This window comes from Enterococcus sp. DIV1639a (assembly GCF_050530445.1).
Lineage (GTDB): Bacteria > Bacillota > Bacilli > Lactobacillales > Enterococcaceae > Enterococcus_B > Enterococcus_B hirae.
Genome location: NZ_CP172886.1, coordinates 1,690,567 through 1,716,724, shown reverse-complemented (window position 1 = coordinate 1,716,724; position 26,158 = coordinate 1,690,567). Strand labels below are relative to the sequence as shown.

The 26,158-nt window shown below is 36.1% G+C and carries 19 protein-coding genes and 1 pseudogene; 17 read left to right on the top strand and 3 right to left on the bottom strand.

Annotated features, from left to right (window positions below):
* Positions 1–36 precede the first annotated feature (36 nt).
* Complete coding sequence (locus IGJ32_RS07660; RefSeq protein ID WP_192924244.1) at positions 37–801, bottom strand: LytTR family transcriptional regulator DNA-binding domain-containing protein; 765 nt, start codon at positions 799–801, stop codon at positions 37–39.
* Between the two features lie 408 nt (positions 802–1,209).
* Here IGJ32_RS07660 and IGJ32_RS07655 point away from each other — a divergent pair, with 408 nt between their 5' ends.
* The 10 genes from IGJ32_RS07655 (at position 1,210) to IGJ32_RS07610 (ending at position 16,478) form a co-directional block, all read left to right on the top strand.
* Positions 1,210–1,893, top strand: coding sequence for a hypothetical protein (locus tag IGJ32_RS07655; RefSeq protein ID WP_010718903.1), 684 nt, complete (start codon positions 1,210–1,212; stop codon positions 1,891–1,893).
* Positions 1,886–3,607 carry a sensor histidine kinase gene (locus IGJ32_RS07650; protein WP_430610349.1) on the top strand — a complete coding sequence of 574 codons (1,722 nt, stop codon included), beginning with the start codon at positions 1,886–1,888 and terminating at the stop codon, positions 3,605–3,607. Before IGJ32_RS07655 ends, IGJ32_RS07650 begins: the two co-directional genes overlap by 8 nt.
* Positions 3,604–5,121: a response regulator transcription factor gene (locus IGJ32_RS07645; RefSeq protein ID WP_204641141.1), complete on the top strand. Its 1,518-nt coding sequence runs from the start codon at positions 3,604–3,606 to the stop codon at positions 5,119–5,121. Before IGJ32_RS07650 ends, IGJ32_RS07645 begins: the two co-directional genes overlap by 4 nt.
* A gap of 226 nt (positions 5,122–5,347) precedes the next feature.
* The gene (locus IGJ32_RS07640; protein WP_063627236.1) at positions 5,348–6,316 is read left to right on the top strand and encodes an ABC transporter permease; all 969 of its coding nucleotides are present in this window, start codon (positions 5,348–5,350) and stop codon (positions 6,314–6,316) included.
* A gap of 14 nt (positions 6,317–6,330) precedes the next feature.
* Complete coding sequence (locus IGJ32_RS07635) at positions 6,331–7,248, top strand: carbohydrate ABC transporter permease (protein WP_010737756.1); 918 nt, start codon at positions 6,331–6,333, stop codon at positions 7,246–7,248.
* Positions 7,249–7,264: 16 nt separating this feature from the next.
* The gene (locus IGJ32_RS07630; RefSeq protein ID WP_034866998.1) at positions 7,265–8,704 is read left to right on the top strand and encodes an ABC transporter substrate-binding protein; all 1,440 of its coding nucleotides are present in this window, start codon (positions 7,265–7,267) and stop codon (positions 8,702–8,704) included.
* A 72-nt stretch (positions 8,705–8,776) separates the two neighbouring features.
* Positions 8,777–11,851: an alpha-mannosidase gene (locus IGJ32_RS07625; protein ID WP_342081995.1), complete on the top strand. Its 3,075-nt coding sequence runs from the start codon at positions 8,777–8,779 to the stop codon at positions 11,849–11,851.
* Positions 11,844–14,081, top strand: a complete 2,238-nt coding sequence (locus IGJ32_RS07620; RefSeq protein WP_081127438.1) for a glycoside hydrolase family 3 N-terminal domain-containing protein — start codon at positions 11,844–11,846, stop codon at positions 14,079–14,081. Before IGJ32_RS07625 ends, IGJ32_RS07620 begins: the two co-directional genes overlap by 8 nt.
* Positions 14,050–15,402, top strand: a complete 1,353-nt coding sequence (locus tag IGJ32_RS07615; protein ID WP_010718911.1) for an alpha-L-fucosidase — start codon at positions 14,050–14,052, stop codon at positions 15,400–15,402. Before IGJ32_RS07620 ends, IGJ32_RS07615 begins: the two co-directional genes overlap by 32 nt.
* A gap of 17 nt (positions 15,403–15,419) precedes the next feature.
* Entirely contained in the window at positions 15,420–16,478 is a 1,059-nt protein-coding gene (locus IGJ32_RS07610; RefSeq protein WP_232088581.1) for a family 20 glycosylhydrolase, read from the top strand.
* A gap of 175 nt (positions 16,479–16,653) precedes the next feature.
* Here the strand turns inward: IGJ32_RS07610 and IGJ32_RS07605 are convergent, their stop codons facing one another.
* On the bottom strand, positions 16,654–17,031 hold the full coding sequence (locus IGJ32_RS07605) for a YccF domain-containing protein (protein WP_010718913.1): 378 nt from the start codon (positions 17,029–17,031) through the stop codon (positions 16,654–16,656).
* 274 nt (positions 17,032–17,305) lie between these two features.
* Here IGJ32_RS07605 and IGJ32_RS07600 point away from each other — a divergent pair, with 274 nt between their 5' ends.
* Both IGJ32_RS07600 and IGJ32_RS07595 read left to right on the top strand, forming a co-directional pair.
* On the top strand, positions 17,306–17,836 hold the full coding sequence (locus IGJ32_RS07600) for a PadR family transcriptional regulator (protein WP_128427583.1): 531 nt from the start codon (positions 17,306–17,308) through the stop codon (positions 17,834–17,836).
* 167 nt (positions 17,837–18,003) lie between these two features.
* Complete coding sequence (locus IGJ32_RS07595; RefSeq protein WP_081127441.1) at positions 18,004–19,374, top strand: MFS transporter; 1,371 nt, start codon at positions 18,004–18,006, stop codon at positions 19,372–19,374.
* A gap of 256 nt (positions 19,375–19,630) precedes the next feature.
* Here IGJ32_RS07595 and IGJ32_RS07590 read toward each other — a convergent pair whose 3' ends face one another.
* Positions 19,631–20,446 (bottom strand): helix-turn-helix transcriptional regulator, encoded by an 816-nt coding sequence (locus IGJ32_RS07590; protein WP_342081993.1) that lies wholly within the window; start codon positions 20,444–20,446, stop codon positions 19,631–19,633.
* 139 nt (positions 20,447–20,585) lie between these two features.
* Here IGJ32_RS07590 and IGJ32_RS07585 point away from each other — a divergent pair, with 139 nt between their 5' ends.
* The 5 genes and pseudogenes from IGJ32_RS07585 to IGJ32_RS07565 all read left to right on the top strand — a co-directional run bounded on the left by IGJ32_RS07585 (position 20,586) and on the right by IGJ32_RS07565 (position 26,154).
* Positions 20,586–21,935: a carbohydrate ABC transporter substrate-binding protein gene (locus IGJ32_RS07585; protein WP_342081992.1), complete on the top strand. Its 1,350-nt coding sequence runs from the start codon at positions 20,586–20,588 to the stop codon at positions 21,933–21,935.
* A gap of 64 nt (positions 21,936–21,999) precedes the next feature.
* Positions 22,000–22,905: a carbohydrate ABC transporter permease gene (locus IGJ32_RS07580; protein ID WP_240274102.1), complete on the top strand. Its 906-nt coding sequence runs from the start codon at positions 22,000–22,002 to the stop codon at positions 22,903–22,905.
* Positions 22,906–22,924: 19 nt separating this feature from the next.
* Positions 22,925–23,806, top strand: a complete 882-nt coding sequence (locus IGJ32_RS07575; protein WP_240274101.1) for a carbohydrate ABC transporter permease — start codon at positions 22,925–22,927, stop codon at positions 23,804–23,806.
* Positions 23,748–25,982 (top strand): annotated as a pseudogene (gene gnpA, locus IGJ32_RS07570) (1,3-beta-galactosyl-N-acetylhexosamine phosphorylase). Before IGJ32_RS07575 ends, gnpA begins: the two are co-directional and overlap by 59 nt.
* Positions 25,975–26,154: a DUF6903 family protein gene (locus tag IGJ32_RS07565; protein ID WP_094940596.1), complete on the top strand. Its 180-nt coding sequence runs from the start codon at positions 25,975–25,977 to the stop codon at positions 26,152–26,154. The pseudogene gnpA and the gene IGJ32_RS07565 overlap by 8 nt, the downstream one beginning before the upstream one ends.
* Positions 26,155–26,158 lie beyond the last annotated feature (4 nt).

The window sequence follows — 26,158 nt, the reverse complement described above, 5'->3', positions numbered from 1 at the left end:
TGAATAGGCAAGTGGCTTTTTGTTGTACGTATGGGACTAATGAACTAAATGATTTTCATTTTTCAGATGTTCCATAAAATCCACTAATTTTTTTATGCTTCGACGGCTAAGGATCAAGGTATCATCATTTTTAAACACAATTTCATTGTTTTTTTTATCTACTAATTTAATGTTAGCTGGATTGATGGAGTAACTCTTCAAATCATTGAAAAAATGAAAGTTTTGAAACGTCTGTTTTAGTTCTTCAATTTTCCCATGAATCAAAAAAAATTCTGTTTGACAGAAAAATTCAATAGTCGAACGAGAACCTGTGATCTTACTTAAGTAATTGACTTCTTTAGGGTCGATTAAATAGATTTTAGAAAGTGATTCGATTTTAATGAGTTTACTTTGTCCTTGTTGCAAATTCGAATGGTTGAACAATAATTCTTCCAAGCCATTTACAGCTTCCATGATGTCTTTTTTACTATAGTATTTATCTGCTCGAATATTTTGATTGATAATCTCCATCCCTTTAGTTGTGTCATTCGTCAAAAACAGGATGTAACAAGAATGATTTCTCTGACGAATTTTTTTGCTAAAATCAATCCCAGAATGAAAACGGTTCAATTCAATATCAACAATAAAAATATCTGAGTCTTGGATAGGCATAAAATCAAGGTCAGCATAGAATTTTTCTAATTGAGAAGGCAAGGGGATGGTTAACGAAATTGCTGCTAAATTAGCACTACGATTATATTGTTTACGAAATTCTTCTTGATGGAATACATTATCTTCAATATAGTACACTTTCACACACATCACCTCCAACTTTCAATCGTTCTTAGTATAGCAAGAATCAATGTGTGGATAAAGAGAATAAAAGAATAAATTATTAGACTTTTTTTATTTAATATTTAAATAATTGAAAGGAAATATAGATGTTGAAGTAAAATTTGAACGAAAGAGTCAGAGAGAAAACGGTTATTTTAGAAGTCTAAAAATCATCTGGAAATAGTCTACAGACAAAAGCTGGGATACCTTTTTAAAAGTTGAATCAATGCGTACGGTTTTGTTCGTAAAAAGAAAGAACATCCTATATTAGTTGGTCATATGAAGAAAAGAAAGAATGAGCAAAGAGAAAAATTAATTGAAATAGCCGTTACAAGAAAACGCTTTTATGTTAAGGTAGATACGTAAAATAGTACATTGGTTAGGGAGGGTATTCAAATGACAAGGGAAGAAAAAATATATGATGTAGCATCACAGATCATTTATGTAGTCATAAACAATCTTTTTTTTATTGTTGTAAATTTACCGCTGTTTAGTTACCTTTATTTGATGATTTATCAAGGAGTTACTTTATATCTAATCTTAATGGGTCTCTTTATGATTCTGTTTGCTATTTCATTGATCGCACTATTTGAATCGCTGTATCAGTTTATTATTAAGAAACAGGAAAGCAATCTCCGATTTTTTTGGCGGAGCATCGCTAAGGCATGTTCTTGGGATAGTTTACCTGTCTATTTGCTCATCAGTTTGATTGCTTCAATAGGATTTCTCTTTTTTATGGTTGAACTTTCTCCAATTTTTTCTATATTTGTCATTATTTATGCTATTTTAGCGGTCTACGGGATGTTGATCCTTCCTTTTGCTATCATGGAAACGATCCTTTTCCAAAACACCTTTTTAAAAACGTTGTTGAATGCGATGATTTTATCTTTCCAGAAATGGCAATTACAGCTTTTTACGATTGCCTATCTGTTATTTGTTCTTTTATTGTTTCCACGCTCGCCAGCTATCTTCTTTTTTGTCGGTTTTAGTGGCTACTGCTACTTGTTTTTAACTTTTTATGCACCATTTTTACAAACTCGGATAGCGAGTATTAAGGGATTGGATCAGAGAAATGACTAAAAGCATGACGAGGATTAAACATAACCTTTTGAAACACGCTTTTTATCGTTACATGTTGTGGATGAGTGTTAGTTTATTAGTATTATTCTTTATTATTTATCTCATCACAGTTTCTTTCCATCAAAAAAGAGATGAAAATCTAAAGGAAATCAACTTAAATTTTTATACAGAAATTATGATGATGAAAAATGCAACAGATAATATGTTGGCGCTTTTGTATGCGGAACAACCTGATTTGGAAGATTTGAGGCAAATTACTAATTTATCACTCGCAGAATACTACGAATACAAAACGACTACTTACATGAAACATGCCGGTTCAAAGTATAATGGAACCCAAAATTTTGTTAATCAGTCCTTTAAAATGAATGATTATTTGTCAACTGTAGTTATTTATCATGCGCAGACGAAACGTAGCGTAGTCTTTCAAAAAGATCAGACAACCACGATGAAAAAAGTGGATGAATTTCATCTAGCAGACCCAAACGATATCGAAAAGACAAAAAAGCAAATTTTTAAGATAAATAAGAATAGAAATCTGATTGGATTTCACAAAGAATTACATAAAGAAACAGATTTAAGTTACGCAGCAGATGTCTATTTTTATTATGATATTTCTCCATTATTTGAAAAGATTCATTATCAAGTGTTAAGAAACAACGGCAATATTCAAGTTTTCTACAAAAACAACCCTATTCCACCGGAGATAAAACCAAAATATGTTCTAGACCAACGTCAAGCAGAACATTACGTGGTTACAGCCACGACAAAGTATGCCAATGTTTTTACAGAATATTCTTTGATCTATACTGTCTACTCTTTTTTTGCCATCCTTGTGTTTTTAGGTTTTTTCCCATTTCTATTTCAGTATTTGCAAAAAATAGAGGGAAGACTCTCTCAACTAACTCAAAAAATTACCAAAGTAAAAACAGGGAATTTTGACCCTGAAAAGTTCGCTCAATCAGACGACTATAAAAGTGATGATGCGATTTTTTTGATCTCTTCTAGTATTGATGAATTAGCGTATCAGTTAAATGACCAGATTCATCAAGTTTATAAAAGTAAGATTAAACAAAAGGATTATCAGATCCAAAGTATTCGGTCCCAGATCAATCCACACTTTCTTTACAATACGTTAGAAGCAATTCGAATGAAAGCAGAACTAAATGAAGATCACGCAGTGGCAGGAATGCTCTTAAATGCTGCAACATTATACCGTAAATTGATCAAGGGGAAAGATGTCATTTGTTTAGCGGAAGAATTGGAATATTGTGATGCTTATCTTAGTCTTTTTGAAATACGTTTTGAAGATGCACTATTTTATGATATCGTTTGTGATCCAAGTCTTGAATCTTTGCTGATTGAGAAATTTACGATCCAACCAATCATCGAAAATTTTATTCATCACGGGATTGATTCGCAACGCCAAGATAACTTCATCGAGATCCATTGTTTTGAAAAGGATGATCGGTTGTACATTGAAGTAGTAAATAACGGAAAGCCAATTCCAAAAGTAGAAAAACAAAGAATCCAAAAACAACTTGCTCAAAACAGCCATGATCTGGAGATGACTGCCCCTACTGGCTTATTTGGGGTAGATTATCGAATCAAACAACGCTTTGGTCATCAGTATGGCGTAACATTTACTACGCAAGAAGATTATGTGAAATTTCAAATCACCATGCCTAAAAAAAGAGGAGGGGAGATCGTGTGAATGTTTTACTAGTTGATGATGAACCGTTAATCACAGAAGGAATTGAGAAACTGCTAAAAAAAACAACCGGTAACACAAAAAATTTCACGACATTTAAAACAACTTCCGGTATTGAAGCATTGAAAATCCTAAATGAGGTAGCTATTGATATTTTATTAACAGATATCAGAATGCCTGATATTGATGGATTGGCACTTGCTAAAAAGGCACGTTGTGTACAAAAACAAATAAAAATCATCTTTATCAGTAGTTATGATGATTTTAGTTATCTGAAACAAGCCATTCTCATTGGAAGCAGTGATTATCTTTTAAAACCAGTCGATCCTATTGAGTTAGCCACTACTTTTGGGAAGTTGACAAGAGAAATAAAAGAAGAAAAACTCTTTCAGCATTTGAAGAACAATCAACAGATTGATGTGTTTCGTGTCAATTTGTTGCGGAAATTGCTGCATCAAGAAATTTCGTCAACGGAATTAGCAAAATGGCAGGACATCCTTGAACCAATCACGGATTGGCAAAATTATACCATCACTTACCTAGAAGGTGCTTTTTATAATGATAAACTTTTTGAACGTGTTTCTGAGCAGTTATCGGTATTATTCGTCCAACCTTATAGCCTTTTATTGGAACCGAATAAACTTCTTTTGTTTTTTTCTCCTAAAGAAGAACAACATTATCGGTTAAGTATTCAATATTTATGTGAGACATTTGATTTATTTGCGGTCATCGGTAGTGGCTGCCATTCATTAATTGAGATCACGCATTCTTATCGAAGTATTGAACCATTTATGGAAAGTAAAAATATCTTGGAAAACCCATTAGTCATTGATCTATTTCCTAAAACTACATTGATCAACGAATACCAACTAACGCAGAAAATTTATTTTAAAAGTTTAGCTTATCTTGAAAACCAATCGATTGAAGCATTCCAACAATTAGCTATTGCCAATATTGATCAATGGAAAGACCATCCGATTCAGTCGTTAGTATGTCATTACTTGCTGATCGCACTTCACAAAGGGATTGCTACTCTGGAAAAACAAGAACAAGCTTATCAAGAGTTACAACCATTGATCTACGCATTAAAGATAGCAGACAAATCAGTTTTTAAGAAAAAGATAGGTACGATCTGTTCAAAACTGACTGAAATAAGTTGTACCACAAAAAGTCATTCTCCAGTGATTGACCAAATCTTATATCTAGTCAATCAGGATTTCACGAAACGCTACTCTTTAAAATCATTAGCTGAGCGATTTCATATGAATCCAGCCTATCTTGGACAGCTTTTTTTAAAAGAATTGAATATGAGTTTTAGTGAATATGATAAAAAAATTCGTATGAGAGAAGCCAATCAGCGAATCAAAGAGAGTACGGAAAGAATTACTGTGATCGCAAAAGCCTTAGGATATGATGATATCAGTTTATTTTATCGTCATTATAAAAAAGAATACGGAATAACCCCCAATAAAGCACGCAAGTTCGAAAACGAAAGAGAGCCGTTGAACCTAAAATGAAAAATCATTCTTTTATCATTTTTTATGACTAAGAAAGGCGTAGCAAAACCAATAATGAAATCATGAATCATTTTTCGAGAAGAGTGATATTCCAGACTCTTCTTTTTTGTGTCTTTATTACATACAAAAAATATTGTCTATAATTTTGCCAATAAATCTATAAAATCGCAAATTGAGAAAGCGCTTTATTTACTTTATGATAAACGTAGATAAGGAGTTGAACAGGATGGAAGAAAATTTAGCAGCAACATTTGTCAAAAAGAAGCAGGAAAATCGTGTGTTAAAAACATTTAAAAAAAACCGACCTTTATTTTTCCTTTCTTTACCAGGAATTATTTGGTTTGCGATATTTTCCTATTTTCCACTTTTTGCGATTTTAGTGGCGTTTAAAGATTTTCGATTAAGTGGTAATTTTTTTGAGAGTTTTATGAAGAGTGATTGGGTCGCTTTTAAAAACTTTGAATTTATTTTTAAAAGTGGGAATGCTAGCCTGATTATTCGCAACACGGTTGGTTATAATGTGCTGTTCATTGTTATGGGAATCATCGTGCCATTGATCCTTGCATTATTGTTAAATGAAATTTTCAGTAAGCGACTATCAAAATTGTATCAAAGTGTCATGTTTATTCCTTACTTTCTTTCGATGGTCGTTGTCAGTTATATCGTATTTGCATTTTTGGACCCGACAAATGGGTTTATCAATCAGTTTTTGATAAGTATTGGGAAAGAGCCGATCCAATTTTATATGCAAGCAAAGTATTGGCCTTATATTTTAGTCGTTGTACAAATGTGGAAAACGATGGGCTACAATATGATTATTTTTTTAGCCGCAATATGCGGGTTTGATAAATCTTATTACGAAGCAGCTAATCTTGATGGAGCAACAAAATTCCAACAAATCTGGTATGTCACGATTCCTATGTTGAAACCTGTGATCATTATGTTGACGATTTTAGCAGTAGGGGGGATCTTTCGGACAGACTTCGGATTGTTTTATCAAGTGCCAAAAGATTCAGGGGCGCTTATCAATGTGACACAAACCATTGACACTTATATCTATCGCGGATTGTCGTCTATGGGAGATATCGGTTTATCGGCTGCTGGTGGACTGTTGCAGTCAGTAGTTGGCTTCTTTTTAGTGTTAGGAACCAACATGATCGTCAAAAAAATCGATAAAACACAAGGAATCTTTTAAGGGAGGAAAAAAGAGTGGAAGCAAAAAAAACACTAGGTGAATCTTTGAACCGATTTGGACGAATCAGTAAAAAAAATAACCTTTTGATTAGTCTGGGTTTAGGGATATTGACCTTTTTAACTGCTGTTCCTTTTATTTTAGTTTGTATTATCGCCTTTACTGATTCAGAATCGATCCAACGAAACGGGTACCGACTGCTACCTGAAAAATGGAGCCTAGCAGCGTTTCAAGCAATTTTTGAAGAAGGAGCGATTTTTTCCGCTTTCGGTACAACGATTTTCATTACGATCATTGGGACCGTCATCGGTGTGTTTTTAATGTCGACATTTGCGTATACCCTTTCTCGAAAGACTTACGCTTATCGAGGGTTTTTATCAAGGTATTCTTTGATACCCATGTTGTTTAGCGGTGGGATGATTGGTAATTACATTGTGGTTGTGAATGTTTTAGGGTTGAGGAACTCTATCTGGGCATTGATTTTACCTTTGTGTATGTCCACGTTTTCAATCATGGTTTTGAAAACGTTTTATCAAATGTCTGTCCCAGAAGCATTGATTGAATCAGCATATATCGATGGTGCCAGTGAGTGGTTGATTTATTTTAAAATCGTACTTCCGTTATCATTACCAGGTATCGCAACCATTGCCTTATTTTTAACCTTAGGCTATTGGAATGATTGGTTTTCAGCATTACTTTATACCGATAATAATCAATTGGTACCGTTACAGTATTTGTTGATGAAAATGGAGAATAATATTGAATTTATTGCAAACAATGCTGGAAAAATGGGGATGACCCAAACCGGTGCTTTACCCACTGAAACGATCAAAATGGCGGTGGTAGTAGTAGCTACTTTACCGATCTTGATTGCATATCCTTTTTTTCAAAAATATTTTATTGGTGGTTTAACTGTTGGCGCAGTGAAAGAATAGTATAGGAGGAAAAATAATGAAAAAATTTGTATTGCTAGGAGCTGCATTATTAGCAGGAGGTCTTTTAACAGGATGTTCAAGTAACAAAACCAGTAATGCGAGTGAGTCTGGTACGGTGGATCTTACTTGGTACATAACGGGTATTCCACAAAAAGATGTGGCAAAAGTGAATGAGGCGGTCAATAAGTATACAAAGGACAAATATAATGTCACAGTGTCTCTTAATCAAATTGACTGGGGTGAATATGACCAAAAGATGAGCGCACTGGTCAATGCCGGTGAAAGCTTTGATCTCGCATTTACTGCTTCTTGGCTAGGAGGATTTAATTATTTAACCAATGCTCGAAAGGGCGCATTGTACGATATCACAGAATTACTTGATAATGAAAACCAAGGATTAAAAGCTGAAATCTACGAGAATTTTTGGAAAGGTTCCACCATTGATGGAAAGATATATGGGGTACCAGCGCAAAAAGAAATCGCTGCTACGGAATATTTTGTCTTTAATAAAGAACTAGTTGATAAATATGATGTTCCGTACGAATCAATCAAAACCTATGATGAACTTGAACCATGGCTCAAAACGATCAAGGAAAAAGAAGGAATCAATCCTTGGTACATGTCTGAAGGTTACCGAAACCCTTATAAATTCGATGAATTATCAACATCCGTTGGGATCAACCTTGAAGGAGATGAAGGGAAGATCGTCAATTATTATTTTGAGAAACCATACGTTGAACGGGTTGAAAAAGTGAGAGATTTTATGAAAAAAGGCTATGTCAATAAAGATGCAGCACTGGCAAAACAAACCGATATTGTTGGGAAAGAATGGTTTGTTACTTCAACCGTGATGGGACCACTTGATACAGCAACAGTCAAAGACCAAGTGAAAAAAGATGTAGTGGTAACGCCTATGGTAGATTCAATTGTGACGAATGCTTCAGCAATGGGTGGCGGTACGGTGATCAGTGCGAACTCGAAACATCCAAAAGAAGCGATGAAGCTATTAGAAGCTGTAAATACCGACGAAAAATTGATGAATCTCTTATCCTATGGTATTGAAGGAACACATTATGAAAAAACTGGGGAGAAGACAATCAAATGGTTAGATGCTCATAGCAATTATACGATGCCATTTTATATGTTTGGGAATTACTTCAATCTTTATCACCAAGAAGGTGCACCAACAGACGAATGGGAAGTGTTGAAATCTTATAATGAGCAAGCAGAAGCATCCCCAGCACTTGGATTCAACTTTGACACGAAAGCTGTGACAACGCAACTTGCTGCTTTGAATAACGTACAAGAAGAATTTAAAGCATTGATCAACACTGGCTCAGTTGAAACACAAGAGAATTTGAATAATATGAAGAAAAAAATGAATGCGGCTGGACTAGATGAAATTATCACGGAAATGCAAACACAATATGATAGTTGGAAAAAAGAACAAAAATAATACAGATAGTACAAGCCAGGAGCTCAATTTTTTTAGTTGTTTCCTGGCTTTTCACTAGAAAAGAGGAATAGTGTGAAAAAATTACTAGAATTTGAACGTGTGCAACGAATCATCATAGAGTTAAAAAAGAACATGATCAAAACTGCGATACCTGTTGAGAATTTAGTTTTTCATTCTGAAACGGGGACAAAAGAATTTGAAAGAGGTGCTTATTTTGGCGAAAAAAATCAGTACTATACAATTGCAGGAGAACTCTGTTTACCAAATGAATTTCAAAATCAAACAGTCGATTTAGCAATCTTTTCTTCACTAACTGAATGGGATTCAACGACAAACCCACAAATAAAAGTGTATTTTGATGATCAGCTGATCCAAGGATTAGATGTTAACCATACGACTTTGCGGTTACCCAAAGAATATGCTTCAAGAGATCGGATTCCATTGCAAATCGAGGTTTTTTCAGGTCGGGAGGAAAAAAAATATCCTTTGACGGTTGAGCTAAGGTTGATCGATCCTTTGACTTATGAACTCTATTACGATTTGTTCGTGATATTGGATAGTTGGCGATCGCTAAACGAGCATGACTCGAATTATATCTATTATGAAAGAGAATTAGGACAAGTAGTTGATCAATTGAATTTTTATAAACCTTATAGCTCAGAATATTATCAAGGATTAATGAAAGCAAAAGAACACTTAGAACGTGCATTTTATCAAACAGGCTTAGTAAAAAATGCTCCTCGTGCCTTGGTTGTTGGTCATACACATATCGATTTGGCTTGGTTATGGACAGTGATGCAGGCGGTTGAAAAGGGAGAACGTAGTTTTTCGACTGTATTGAAATTAATGGAGGAATATGATGAACTGACTTTCATTCAGAGTCAACCACAAATGTATCAATTGATCAAAGATACCTATCCGCAACTATATGAGAAAATCAAAGAAAAAATTGTTGCAGGCAAGTGGATTCCAGAAGGGGCTATGTGGGTAGAAGCAGATTGTAATCTTGCTTCAGGTGAATCATTGGTCCGTCAATTTCTTTATGGGAAACAATTTATACGCGAAGAGTTTGGTCAAGAAAGTCAAATTTTGTGGTTACCAGATGTTTTTGGTTATTCTGCAGCTTTACCGCAAATTTTGAAAAAAACAAACACGCCCTATTTCATGACAACAAAACTTTCTTGGAATCAATTCAATCAGATCCCTTATGACAGCTTTTTTTGGCAAGGAATCGATGGTAGCCGAGCGCTAACTCATTTTATTACGACAATCAGTGACGGTTATAGCCCGACACCTTATTATACGACTTACAATGGACTACTCGATCCTTATACGGTGAAAGGAAGTTGGGAACGCTACTTAGATAAGGATGTCAATGACAGTATTCTGATCGCTTACGGTTATGGAGACGGTGGCGGAGGACCAACACGAGACATGTTGGAAACGTTGAAACGCATGAAAAAAGGTTTGCCAAGTATGCCCCAAGTCATTGAAAGCACAGCGATTGATTTTTTTGAAGAACTCTCCAAAAAAATGGTCAAGCATCAGGAAAAAGAGTGGCTCGGAGAACTGTATTTTGAATACCATCGAGGAACATACACCTCAATCGGGAAAAACAAGCGCAACAATCGATTTGGTGAAACGTTATTACAGACAGTTGAAAAATTATATAGTATCTTTGCCCGAGAAAAATATCCAGCTGAAATGTTGGAAAAATCATGGAAACAATTATTGTTAAATCAATTCCATGATATTCTTCCAGGAAGCGGAATCAAAGAAGTTTATGATCAGACAGATATTGATTATCACGAACTTTTCACTGAAATGAACCAATTAATTGACACAGTGTTGCCAAGTCACGATGCAGGACAGTTTCTTTATCTGTTCAACCCTAGCGGAGTAAGTGAACAAGTCATCGTTCCATTACCACTGGAATCAGGAGAATGTCTGGAACATCAAGGTCAGTCGATTGTCAGCCAAAAAACGTATGATGGACAATTCTTAGGACGATTCGATCATTTACCTGCTCTCGGTGGGAGTTATTACACTATTGTAAAATCAGATCGTGAAGTCACGACTAAAACGGAAACCACTCCTTTAACTAAACAATACGAGACACAAGACTTTAGTCTTTTATTCGACGAACACTATCGTATGATCAGTGCATTCGATAAAAAGAACCAACGAGAAATCGCTGGTAAGAAAGCAGTGAACGAACTACTGGTTTACGAAGATCTGCCTTTAAATTATGATGCATGGGACATTGATTTTTACTATAAAAATAAACCAACAATCATTACCGATATTCAAGAAGCATTGATTGTTGATCAAGGTCCGATTCGGGATACATTGAAAATCGTTAGAAAGTTTTATGATTCGACTATTACGCAATACATCCATTTGATTCACGGAAAAGCACGAATCGATTTTGAAACGAAGGTTGATTGGCAGCAAAATCATAGTCTCCTTCGAGCAGAGTTTCCAGTGCCTGTCAATGCCTATCAAGCAACTTATGATATCCAGTTTGGCAATCTACAACGACCGGCGCATAAAAATACTTCGTGGGACAAAGCAAAGTTTGAAGTATGTGGACATAAATGGGTCGATCTATCCGATGATGGCTATGGGATTTCATTATTGACAGATTCAAAGTATGGCTTTGATGCTCAATACCAACATTTAGGAGTCTCATTGATCAAATCCGCCACAGATCCTTATGAAACAGCAGATCAAGGAAATCATCAGTTCACCTACTCGCTTTATTGCCATGCTCAAACGTGGAAGGAAGCGAAGACCCAAGAAGAAGCTCGTCAATTAAATATCCCTTGTTTGGCTGTTCGTCAAGAACAGAAAACTTTACCAGAAGGTTCGTGGGTGACCTGTCAAGAACGAAACATTTGTATGGAAACCTTAAAGAAAGCTGAAAAAGATGAGTCCATCATTTTACGAGCTTATGAATTTGAAAATCGCCAAACAACAACGGTCTTAAAATTTTCTCAGCCAATTCAACATGTACAGATTTGCGATCTATTAGAAAATCCAATTGAAACAGTCGCTTTAGACAGTGAGCATGAGGTAACAGTGGTGTTCAAACCTTACGAGATCCATACCTTCAAAATCCAATTAAAGGAGCAGAACGATGGGTGATTTGCAAAAATTGTTGCAAAAAATGACACTAAAAGAAAAAGTTGGACAATTGAATCAACGATTGTATGGCTGGCAAGTCTACGAAAAAAAAGATGGAAAGCTTTTTTTGACGGACTATTTCAAAAATGAAGTGAAAAAATATGGCACAGTCGGTGTCATTTATGGGGTATTTCGTGCCGATCCTTGGTCTGAAAGAAATGAGCTGACTGGTTTAACAACCAGTGAGGCACAAGAAGTCAGTCAAATGATTCAACAATACATGAAAAAAGAAACCCGTTTAAAAATCCCGGTCTTATTATCCGAAGAATGTCCCCATGGGCATCAAGCCTTAGAAGCCACCACACTGCCAACGAATTTTTCAGTGGGATGTAGTTGGAATCCCGAACTTTATCAACAATTGCAGGAAGTCGTGGCTGCTGAGTTACAAGAAAAAGGAGCTCATCTTGGACTGATTTCGACTTTAGATCTATTAAGAGATCCACGCTGGGGCAGAACAGAAGAATGTTTTAGTGAAGATCCGTATCTAACAGCGGCCTTTACCCAAGCAGCTGTAACTGGTTTACAAAAAGAACAAAAAATTAAAGCTGTGTTAAAACATTTGGCTGGTCAAGGAAACGTCATGGGAGGACATAATTCTGGTCCAGTGGCAATCGGAGAGCGTGAGTTAAGGGAAATCCATTTACCCGCTATTCGAGCAGGAATTAAAGCTGGCGCAAAAGGCTGTATGGCAGCGTATAACGATATTGATGGGGTATTTTGTCACACGAATCCCCATTTGTTACAAGAAATTTTACGAGAAGAATACGGGTTTTCTGGAATCGTCATGGCCGATGGTTGTGCATTAGATCGAGTGGCAGAAACTTGTGGCGATCCATCAATGGCTGCAGCCAAAGCCATCTCTAGTGGAGTTGATCTTAGCTTATGGGACGAGGTGTTTCCTTATCTAGAACAAGCAGTGGCTATTGGGCTGGTAAGTGAAGAAGTGATTGATCGTTCTGTTTTAAGAATTCTTGAGTTGAAAAGCGAATTAGGTCTTTTCTCTAGCCAAAGTTCACCGAAAGTTTCTTTTACTTCGGCACAAAAAGAAACGTTGTGTACAGCTTTGGCAGAAGACAGTCTAGTATTGTTGAAAAATGACAATATATTACCTTTGAAAAAAGAGAAATTAAATCAAATTGGAGTTGTAGGACCTCTTGCGAATAATATCTATCATCTATTAGGTGATTACACGCCTTTTAAAAAAATAGCATCATGTTGCAATCTATTGCAGGGGATCGAAGAGCACACGGCAAATTCAACTACCCAATTGGCTTTTGCTCAAGGCTGTCAGATCACAACTGATCTACCTCAAGGACTAGACGAAGCAAATCAAGTAGCTGAAAATGCAGATGTCATTGTCGTGACTTTAGGTGGGTCCAGTGCCAGAGATTTTTCAACGGCTTTTGCTAAAAATGGCGCTGCATTACAGGGATCACAAGAAATGACTAGTGGAGAAAACATTGACCTAGCCTCGATCGAACTACCGGAATGCCAAATTAAACTAGTCAAGGAATTAGCAAAACATGGAAAACCAGTCATTGCCGTTTTGATTGAAGGCCGACCTCATAGTATCTCAGCGATTGAACCATATGTTTCAGCGATTCTTTTCGCTGGCTATCCAGGACAATACGGAGGAAAAGCGATCGCGAATGTTCTTTTTGGAAAAAATCCGAATGGTAGATTAGCGTTTACGATTCCCGAGCATTCAGGTCAATTACCCGTTTATTATAACTATCGAAATACTCAATTTAAAGAAACGTATACCGATTATCCTAAAAAGCCAATCTATCGTTTTGGCTATGGCTTAAGCTATACATCGTTTGAATTGACCGATGTACTCTTTACCGATCATCAAGATCATTCGATTAAGGTTTCTTGTCGATTGAAAAACACAGGTAATCATAGTGGAGCAGAGACGATTCAAATTTACGGGAAAAAACAACAAGGTTTTATTCCCCCACGAGAAAAAGAATTGCTCGCATTTAAAAAAGTACATCTAACCCCATTGGAAGAACGAATGATTGAAATTATCCTAACAAAAGAACAGTTATACTATTTAGATGAAACGTTTAAAGAAGTATTGCCAAGAGAAGTTCATTTGACAGTTGAAACAGTTACCTTTAAACAAAGTATTCAATTATTTAGAAAGGTTGATGATCATGAAAAAAGCACATGGTGTATCCGCAGTTGAACAGGAAAACGAAGACCGTAAGCTGCGAAAAGACATTGTCGAAAACCATCAAAGCGAAACAGATCATTACCAAGAGTTACCCGCTAATATCCAAAAAAAACTCGATTGGTTTCAAGATCAAAAACTGGGCGTGATCTTTCATTGGGGGCTGTATAGTATTCCCGGTATTGTAGAGTCTTGGCAATTGTCACAAGAAGACAGCTGGGCAAGAAAAATACCTTGGCGCACGAACATGGTCGAATTACGAGAAGATTATTGGGGGTTGATCCATAGTTTCAATCCTTATAAGTTTGAACCAACTAAGTGGGCAAAGCTGTGCCGACAAGCTGGTTTTCGCTACATGATTTTTACAACAAAACATCATGACGGCTTTACAATGTATGATACAAAGTATTCGGATTATAAAGTAACTGCAGCGACATGTCCCTACCATAAAGCGCCTCAAGCAGACATTTTTAAGGCAGTTGTCACCGCTTTTAGAAAGGAAGGACTAGCGACAGGTGCTTATTATTCAAAACCAGATTGGCATAGCTCTTATTATTGGTTGCCAGAAAGAGAAGCGACTGGGCGATACGCAAATTATGACCCAAAAGAGTTGCCTGAAGTCTGGCAGAAATATGATCGGTTTGTTACGAATCAACTCACTGAAATTAGCCAAAATTATGGCCAACTTGATATCTTATGGTTAGATGGAGGCTGGGTGAATCAGGGCAATGAACAACTCGATATGGAAAGAATAGCGAGTGAAGTCAGGCATTCTCAGCCAGATCTCTTGATTGTCGATCGAACCATTGGCGGGGCCTATGAGAACTATGTGACACCAGAAAGAAAAATACCTGAACAACCACCAGTCAAAGTATGGGAAAGCAATATCCCATTAACCAAAAATTGGGGCTATTGGCCAAATGATGAATATAAAGAAGTAGCAGAAGTTATTCTATCATTCGTCCAGATCGTTGCAAAAGGAGGAAATCTACTACTAGGCATCGGACCGAAACCAAATGGAGAGTTACCTACAGAAGCGGTAGCGATTTTAGAAAGACTAGGCGATTGGTTGGAAAAATATGGCGAAGGAATCTATGAGACAAGAGCAGTACCGTTTGATTCCCCTGAAGGCTGGTATGTGACCCAGAAAAATGGCGATTATTACTTTTTTTATAAAGAAAACGCTTCATCTTTATTGCTGTCTGAGGTAGGATTGGATTATAGAAACTTTACCATTCAAGAACTGTCTGAAAAAAATCAGGTAATGGGATCAGAAACTTTAGTACCAGGAAAAACGATAGAGGGCATTGGTTGTTGGCAACTAATGGCAGAATAAGGAGTGGATGCTACTTGATGAATGAATCAAACAAGCCAATATCTGTTACAAAAGCACCTTCTTTAAAAGAGCGTGGCGTGATTTTAGATATTGGACGTAAATTTTATTCAATAGATTTTCTGAAAAAACTTGTAGACTACATGGCTTCATTGAAAATGAATGCTTTGCAACTTCACTTTTCTGATAATGAAGGATTTCGGCTGGAATGCGAAACAATTCCAGAAATCACATCAGAAAAATTTTTGACGAAACAGGAAATGACGAAATTAATTGATTATGCGGAGCAAAAGGGGATCTCTGTGATTCCAGAGTTTGATAGTCCTGGCCATTTGCAACGGTTGTTGGCAATCTATCCACAATGGCAAATGGAGCGAGAAGGCGAAGATTCTTTGATTTTTCCGACTAATCGAGCCCTTGATATCACCAAAAAAGATGCGGTCGCCATGATCAAAAAGATGATAAAAGAATATGCAGAGTTATTTCATCGTTCCGATTATTTCCATTTAGGGGCTGACGAATACATTGAATTTTCAGAGTTGGATAAATATCCGGCACTAAAAGCACAAGCAATCGCTGAATACCACGACCCAACTCGTCAGTATGATGTTTTCATCGACTACATCAATGAGTTAGCAGACTATGTCGAAACATTAGGTAAAAAAGCTAGAATTTGGAATGATGGTGTCTATAAAAAAGGACTGCTCATGAAAAGTAAATTAAAACCTTCTATTCAAATTACGTATTGGACGAAACATCAAGCAACAATGGCGACTGTGGGGGAATTTCTCACTCGTGACCATCAATTGATCAATGTCAACGATCAATTTTTCTATTTTGTTTTAGGAGAAGGTGCCAGTTATAAATATCCTACAGCTCAAAAGATTCAAGACCACTGGACGATTGATCAATTTCCTGAAAATCAACGATTAACAAACGAACAAATGAAAAAAGTACAAGGTGCCTATTTTGCTATCTGGAGTGACTACCCTGATGCTTTGACTGAAGAGGAAGTCTTAACAATGATTAAAGAACCATTAGCTGCACAACAGCAAATCATCTGGCACGAAACAATATGAACAATCAGTGATCAAAGAGGTGAATCTATAGTTGATGTTGTCTTCAATAATTGATCCTGGTGTTTCTTAAAAGTTGTCCAAACAAAAAAGCCGAAGATTTCAAAAATTGTTTCTTTTTTGACATTCTTCGGCTTTTTTAGATCTAGAAATTGTTACCAGGTTCTTAACTATCTGATCAATAATAAGATCTGGTTAGAACGATTCTCGTACCAAAAGGCATCAACGCTAATTTAGCTAATTTAAACGACTGTTTACCAAATGGAATACCAATGATCGTAATATAGAGTATAAGACCACTAATCACATGGGCAATCGCTAATGGGAGTCCACTGATAATCAACCAGATGATATTGATAATTAAAGAAGTCCCACTATCGCTATAAATCACTTCTTTACCAAATGGGAAAAAGCTAAGAGTTGCCAGCTTAAAACATTGTAACCCGATTGGAATACCAATGATCGTTATACACCAAATGACTCCTGCTAAAAACCAACCAATCCCACCGATACAGCCTCCAAAAATAAACCAAATCAAGTTTCCTAACATTCTCATTTTAACACCTACTAAATTTTTTCCCATTATACCATGTAATGGTTCTTAGAGTTCCTTTATTAAAGTTATTTAATTATGTATTTTTTGTTTTGGATAAATGTTTTTTAATATTAATTATATATAAAAATAGTTATTTAATGGTGAACTAAGAACAGAAAGAATGTGAATCGCAAACTGGGTTTGCTTAGTTACCTTAAATAAAGAAAGTGATTGACTTATGCATCTTTTAGATATATTATTCTTGTATCTAAAAGATAGATAAGGAGGAAGAAACATGATGAATGAACTGTTTGTTCTAGGAGAATTGATGGAATCACCACAAAATGGTTATCACTTAAGAAATGCAATGCAGGCTTCTTTAGGCAAAAATCGCAAAGTCAGTTTTGGTGTTTTATACCCATTGTTAGACAAGTTGGCAAAAAATGGCTTAATCACTATTACTGTTAATGAAGAAGGCCGTACACAAAAGACTGCCAGTATTACTGATAAAGGACGTCAACGATTTTTTGAATTAATGAAACAAGACGTTCCCAGTGGCGCTCATACAGAAGAAATTTATTTAATCAAACTCGATTCGATGCAACATCTCTCATTAGACGAACAAAAAGAATTGTTAATGGTCTACATACGTGAAAAACAAGTCACGGTTGACGAAATCAAGGGCTATTTAAAAAAATTAGACGAAGTAAAAAAAATTGATCATTGGTATGCGACTAAAAAATTAGAATTATTACTTGGAAAAGCCCAGTTAGCAATCCAGTGGGCAGAAGATTTTCTATCAGAACTGCCTTATGTGGAAGAATAAGCATGATCATGGTGTAGAACAAAACGTGACAGTTCTTAACATCAGGTCGATTTTAAAACGTCATAAAAAAGCAACGATACTGTAACTTTTTATTAGTTACAGTCTCTTTTATACAAAAAATATATATATCTAAAAGATATATTAAGGATGATATTTGGAGGAAGAACATGTCTCAACAAATCAAAATTGCCTTAGTAATGGCAATGAGTTTATTTATGGAAATATTAGATGGTACGATCGTTACAACAGCTTTACCCAAAATGGCGACCACTTTTTCAACAAGTATGTCGCAAATCTCACTTTTAATCAGTGCCTATTTAGTTACAGTGGCGATTTTTATCCCAATGAGTGGCTGGTTAGCCAATTATTTTGGTAAGAAAAAAATCTGGCTTCTGGCTGTTTTCCTATTCACCATTAGTTCATTAGGGAGCGCCCTTGCGCCTAGTTTTGGGGTTCTTTTAGGAATGCGAATGTTACAAGGTTTCTCTGGAGCGTTGATGACACCTACTGCACGATTGATCGTTTTTGAAAAAACGCCAGTCGATCAACTATTAAAAATGACGAGTTATCTTGTTTGGCCAGCATTAATCGCACCTGCGATCGCTCCTATAATGGGTGGAGCAATCATTACCTATTTAAGTTGGCATTGGATTTTTTTGATCAATTTGCCAATCGGTATGTCGATCTTGATCCTAGGATATTCATTGATTCCGTCAGACCATGACCTGATCAAAAATAAATTTGATTGGCTCGGTTTTTTGGAAATGGCAACGGCATCCACCTTACTGGTAGTCGGTGCAGAATTATCTTCACGAGACGGTCTTTCATTTGAGATAGCAGGAATTGTGTGTATCGTGAGTGGAATAATATTTCTTTTGTTCACATATCAACATTTAAATAAAGTCGAACAACCCTTATTTTCATTAAAAGCCCTATCAAAGACTTCTTTTAGAATCGGCCAAACTAGTGGTGCAATCCTATGGTTATCTGTCGGAGCGATGCCATACTTGTTGACGATCTATTTACAAAATATTTTTCATTGGTCAGCAGTCGTTGCAGGAAGTTATGTTATTTTCATTTTTATTGGAAATATTGGGATCAAACCCTTCACGACATCGATTATTCGCTCACTTAACTACAAAGGGGCATTGATTGCATCATTCCTCATGATTTTGAGTAGTTCTTTCTGTTTGTTTTTCATTGAATCAACTACGTTTCCAGCGATTATCATGTTACTAGCTTTTGCTTCAGGAATCGGACGCTCGCTTGCACTCACAGCGTTTATGGGATTAAGTTTATCAGAAATTCCACCACAAGAACGCAATAGCGCCAATACATTGAATACAGTTGTCCAGTCTTTAGCTCAAGGGTTAGGCGTATCATTTATTACATTGGTGATCCATTTATTGGAAATCCAATTGTCGATCCCACTGGCTTATAGCTTAGGTTTTGCGGTTTTAGGAGCACTAATGCTTCTGCCAATCATTGAAATCCTAAAAATTCCACAAACAATGGGCATAGCGACAATGAAGAAATAAACCTAAAATAGTAGACAGGTAGATTTATTGAAGAAAGATTTGAACTAAGGGTACTTTACAATCAAAAATCTACTAAAAAACTAGTCCTTCGCTGACTTGATTGAGCGAGGGGCTAGTTTATGTATTGTTTTATAGAAAAATAGCATCTATAGTAAGTGAATCATTGTTTTAGCGGCATTATGTATAAGAACAAAGCTTATCTTTCAAAATTTTTCTGAGCTATTTGTAGGTTTTTTAATGATGCTTCTTTCATAGCTCAACGCCAATGGTTTTTCCGATACTGTGCGGGACTGATACCCGTACTTTTTTTGAAAACTTGAGTTAAATAGGATTGGGAGGTATAACTAAGCATTTCTGAAATTTCTGCAATGGAAAAATTAGAAGATAGCAATAGTTCTTTGACGTTTTCCAAACGAATAGTGTTCCAATATTTGATCGGTGAAATCCCATAATCTTTTTTGAATTGATGGCTTAAATAATATTTACTCATATGGAACTGTTTAGCCAAATCTTCTAACGAGGGATCTTCTTTAAAATTGACATCGATATAATGTTTGATAAGAACAGTACTCTTAAGATTAATCTCTGGGATTTCAGTAGCGATCATTAATTGGTTCTCTCGTTGTAAGATCAGTAAAAACGATGAGATGAGATTTTTGATGATTTGATCATGATGTTCATAATTTTGGGTATGTTCTTCAAAACACTTGTAAAAATAAAAAGGGTATTCACGTTTTGTATCTTGAATGACTAAATAGGGGAGAGTGAAGTGCGTCTTATTTTTTATGGTAAACCCACTTAACCCAATGACAAAGTATTCCATTGGCGTATCATATTTAGACAGTTCGGTATGTTCAGAATTCGGTGCGATGTAAATCAAGTCAGTTTCGGACACTTCGACTTCTTCCTCACCAATGATAAATAATCCTTTACCACTTGTGATATAAAATAATTCAGCAAAAGGATGTGCATGTTTAAAGTGAAGCCAATTGCTATTGTTACGTTCTGAACGATGGACATACATAATTTCTAAATTGTTTTGTTGGATCATGTCTAGATTTTGGACTGTCATAGAAAGCCTACTCCTTTGTTGGTTTTATAAATATTGAAGAAAAAAACAATATTTATAAAAATAATAGCAAAAAAACAAAATACAACCGCTTACATTCCATTTATAATCAAATTATATTAAAAATGTGGGGGGAACACAAATGAAAAAAGGTATGGTAACTTCGCTAATTTTTTTAAGTACACTAACACTAGGTTTAACAGCATGTGGAAAATCAAACAAAAGCAACGTTGATGGGGAAGAAGTAAATGGGAAAACGAATCAAGAATTAACGATTGCAGCATTAGAAGGTGGCTATGGTCGTGAGATGTATAGCGAAGTTATTTCGGCATTTGAAAAAGCCAATCCAGGAGTAAAGGTAAATTTGACAATCAGTAAAAGCTTAGAAGATGAAATCACACCCAATATGAAAGCTGGGAAATTTCCAGATTTAGTAGTATTAGGTCAAGGACGTTCAGCGGGATTAACTGAATCGTTGATCAAAGATAACGCTTTGGAAGATGTAACAGATGTATTAGAAATGACGGTACCTACTGAAGACGTCAAAGTAAAAGACAAATTGATTGATGGCATTGTCGGCAATCTGAATACCAATCCATATGGGGACGATCAAACTTATTTAATGCCAATGTATTACGCTCCTACTGGATTAGTGTATGACCAAAACTTGTTAAGTCAAAACAATTGGGAAGTACCTACAACGTTTGAGGAATTATTTAAACTTGGGGATGAAGCTAAGAAGAAAGACATCAATCTCTTTACTTATCCAACCGCAGGTTACATGGATTCTTATTTCTTTTCTATCCTAGCAGGTGTGGGCGGAACAGACTTTTATAACGATGTGATGACTTATAAAAAAGATATTTGGAAGACAGAAAAGGCCACAGAAGTTTTAAAATATACGGAAAAATTATTAACACAATATACTGATAAAGCGACTGTTGGACATGCAAATGAGCAAGATTTTACTAAAAATCAACAATCGATTTTAGATGATAATAATATGTTTATGCCAAATGGTACGTGGATTGTTGGCGAAATGGCAGATGCCCCTCGCGCAGATGGCTTTACTTGGGGGCTGATGCCACTACCTTCAGTAGAAGAAGGAGGTAAGCGTTACTTGACAACATCAGTCGAATCCGTTTGGGTACCTAAAGAAGGAAAGAATACAGATTTAGCTAAACAGTTCATGGCCTATCTTTACTCTGATGAAGCTGCCAAAATTTTCTTAGAATCAAATGCTATCCAACCAATTAAAGGGATTGAAGAGAAAATTGAAGGAGAAACTAAAGCATTTTACGAAATCTATCAACAAGAGGGTGTGGAAGCTTTGGTTGGTGGTTTTGCGAGTACAAAACCAGTAGAAGGTGTGAACATCAAGGAAATTCTATTTGATTCAGCAAACAGTATCATCTCTGGTGATAAAACATTGAAACAATGGCAAAGTGAATTGAATGAAGCAAGTGAAAAATTGCGGGCTGCGAAAGACTGATTTGCGAGGAAAACAAGGGTCAGGTAAAAAATGCCTGACCCTATATTAAAAGGAGGAAAAGGAAGTGGAACGAAAGAAACCTTCTCGTAAAAGAAACAATACGATTTTTGTCACCTTGTGTGTGATGCCTGCTTTGATCGCATATATAGTCTTTATGATTATTCCAACGTTTAATATTTTTCAAATGTCTTTATTCAAATGGAGTGGTTTTTCGGCGGTCAAACAATTTGTGGGGCTAGATAATTTCAACATTTTATTGAGAGACAACAATTTTATTCGAGCTTTTCAAAATACCGTGTTATTACTAGTAATCGTTACTGCGATCACCATGGCATTCGCTCTTTTATTAGCAACGATTATGTCTGGTCATCAGCTTAAAGGCAAGTCGATTTATCGATTTATCATTTATATACCGAATATTTTATCTATCGTTGTAATTGCAGCGATCTTTTCCGCTATTTATGATCAGAACCATGGGTTACTCAATAGTATTTTAGGTCTTTTTCACCTCGATCATTGGAAACAGATGTGGTTAGGAGACCAGAAAATCATTATCTACAGTATTGCTATAGCAATGGTTTGGCAATCCGTTGGTTATTATATGGTCATGTATGCAGCAAGTATGGCTAGTATTCCAACAAGTCTTTACGAATCGGCTGCTTTAGATGGAGCACCACCCTTTAAGCAATTTTTTGAAATTACTCTCCCTTTGATCTGGCAAAACGTTCGGAACACATTGACTTTTTATATTATCAGCTCGATCAACTTAAGTTTTGTATTGGTTAAAGCAATGACTGGTGGTGGTCCCGATGGCTCATCAGAAGTTTTATTAAGTTATATGTACAAACAAGCCTATACTAATTCTTCTTATGGGTATGGTATGGCGATAGGTGTTGTGATCTTCTTATTTTCATTCATTCTTTCTTTGATTGTAAGTAAAATTACAGATCGCGACGTTTTGCAATATTAAAGATGAGAGGAATTCGATCATGGAGATGAGCAAACAACATAGAAATACCAGGATATTAAGATTTTTAACGATTGTTTTAGTAGGATTAATTGCACTTTCGGTGTTTGTTCCAGTCGTTTGGGTGTTCTTAGCCTCTTTAAAAGACAAAAGTGAATTTTATAGCAATCCTTGGACCCTTCCGAAAGGACTGAATTTCCAAAATTTCATCGATGCGTTTCAAGAAGCGAATATGGGAAATTATTTTTTGAATTCTGTCTTCGTTACGATTCTCGCCTTAGGAATCAATTTAGTGATCTCATTGCCAGCGGCTTATGTCATTTCACGCTTTAAATTTAAAGCACAGAAGTTTTTACAAACTTTCTTCATGGCTGGTTTATTCATCAATGTGAACTATATTGTAGTACCAATTTTTCTAATGTTGGTCAATGGCGATCGAGCATTGATTGAGTGGTTACCTAATGGTTTTTTTATTGACAATCTTTTTATTTTAGCACTTACTTACGCATCAACGACGGTTCCATTTACGATTTATCTGCTACAAGGGTATTTCAAAACCATTTCAGCTACTTATGAAGAAGCTGCGATGATTGATGGTGCGACAAGTTTTCAAATTATGGTAAAAATCTTTATCCCGATGGCAAAACCATCAGTAATCACAGTTATCCTATTTAATTTTTTATCCTACTGGAATGATTATATTATTTCATTGACATTAATTCCAGGCGAAAAACGCACATTGCAAGTTGGTTTACTGAATTTGATGACCGCACAAAAAGCAGCTGCAAACTATGGTCGGCTTTATGCGGGGATGGTCATTGTCATGATACCAGCTTTGATTTTATATGCCTTCATTCAAAAACAAATGCTCGAAGGAATGGCTCAAGGCGGATCCAAAGAATAACAAGGAGGAAAACGACATGGAAAAGGGACGAGTGACATTACCCAGCGAAGAAAATTATTATGATGAAACAATGGCGGTAGCTAAAAAATGGAAGGCTGATGCCATCCGTGATAGCGACGGTACAAAATTAGACAAATAAATAAAAAACAGTGGTTTAAAAATCTATAATGCGTATTTTCCTACCCGCGCACATAACGATTTTATACAAGAACATATGGAAGAGTGTCCGCAAATTTATTTAATGTCGGACCGAATCTTATCAAAAGAGACTTCTTTAACGATAGCCTTTATGAAAACTTACTATCCGGACCAATTGGTTCCTAATTATCGGGATAATCCTAAAAAATATTGGGAAGTAATTGACCGGACAACTGGCGAGGTGATCGATGCTAGTTTATGGACAATTGATCAAGAACAGCATCGTGTGATGATCAAAGAAACCACCCCATGGCATGAATATACCGTTTCATTTTTAGCATATATCATTTGGGATCCAGTAGAAATGTACAATCATTTAACCAATGATTGGGGAGATAAGGAACACGAGATTCCATTTGATGCACTTCAGCCTCATTCCCACCAATTTATTTTAGATACAATGAAAAGTTGGCTTAAAGATAATCCAGAGGTTGATGTCGTCAGGTTCACCACGTTCTTTTATCAATTTTCATTAGTATTCAATCATCAAGGAAAAGAGAAGTTTGTCGATTGGTTTGGCTATGGTGCAAGTGTTTCACCTAAAATGCTTGCTCGCTTTGAAGAAACCTATGGGTATTCCCTCACAGCTGAGGATTTTGTTGATGAAGGATATTATAATTCTTCGTTTCGTATTCCGAATCAACGTTATAAAGATTATATGTCGTTGGTTCAAGCATTCGTCGTGGATTTTGTGGCAGAACTAACAGAAATGGTTCACGAAGCAGGAAAAGAAGCCATGATGTTTTTAGGGGATCAATGGATCGGGGCGGAGCCCTATGGACCTTTAGCAGAAAAAATGAAACTTGATGCAGTGGTTGGTAGTGTGGGTGACGGTACGACACTACGGATGATCTCAGATATCCCACACGTGGATTATACAGAAGGTCGTTTTTTACCTTATTTCTTCCCTGATACATTTTATGAAGGAAATGATCCATCGATTGAAGCAATGACTAATTGGGTTCAAGCAAGAAGAGCAATCTTGCGTAGTCCGATTCAACGCATGGGGTATGGCGGATATTTAAGTTTAGCAAATAAGTTTCCTAAATTCATCGATACCGTAGCGATGATTACCGAAGAATTTCGAATGATTCATACACAGATGAACCACACTCGACCATATTCTGGGTTAAAAGTAGCTATTTTAAATCATTGGGGGAAATTACGAACATGGCAAGCTTTCACTGTTGCACATGCGCTTTACAGTAAAGAAGCCTATTCTTATTATGGCGTGTTAGAATCCTTGAGTGGAATGAATGTGGATGTAAGTTTTATCAGCTTTGAGGATATTTTAAATCATGGAATTGATCCGAGTATTGATGTGATCATCAACGCTGGTTTAACAGATACAGCTTTTTCTGGAGGAAAGATTTGGACCGAAACGGCATTACTACAAATCATTACAGAATGGGGCGCACAAGGTGGAGGCTTCATCGGAATAGGCGAACCAGCTAGTTATCCACATCAAGGACGCTTTTTCCAGTTGGCTCATGTGTTAGGGGTAGAGAAAGAACGAGGCTTGTCACTTTCAAGTGATAAATATTTTAAACAAGTCACATCGAACCATTTTATTACAGAGTCTATACCAGCATTCAAATTCGGTGAAACGGTCAAGAGTGTCTATGCATTGTCCGAAGAAACTAAAATTTTAGAATACAGCGAAGAAGAAGTCCATTTAGCTTGTCATGAATTTGGAAAAGGTCGTAGTGTCTATTTAGCTGGTTTACCATTTGATTTTCAAAATGCTCGACTACTCATGCGCTGCTTGTATTATGCAGCGAATAAAGAAGACGAAATTTATAATGGCTATGCAGAAAACATTTATTGCGAAGTCTCTTTATTCCCAGAAGTACAACGTTATTGTGTGATCAACAATTCTGCTGAAGTTCAAACAACGAACATCTACTTAAGCAACGCACAGGTGGAACAGATGACTTTACAACCTTATGAAATGATTTGGAGTGAACTAGATGACTGAATCGGCAAAAACTATACTAAATATTATTGGGAATCTGCTATTTTTCTTCTTTTGTGTGTCTTTAGTTATTTATGGACAACGAACGATTGGCTATCACTTTTTATTTATTGAGTTACTCGGTTTAGCAGGAGTTCTACTACAATTATGGAACTACAATAGAAAATTTAAATAACAGG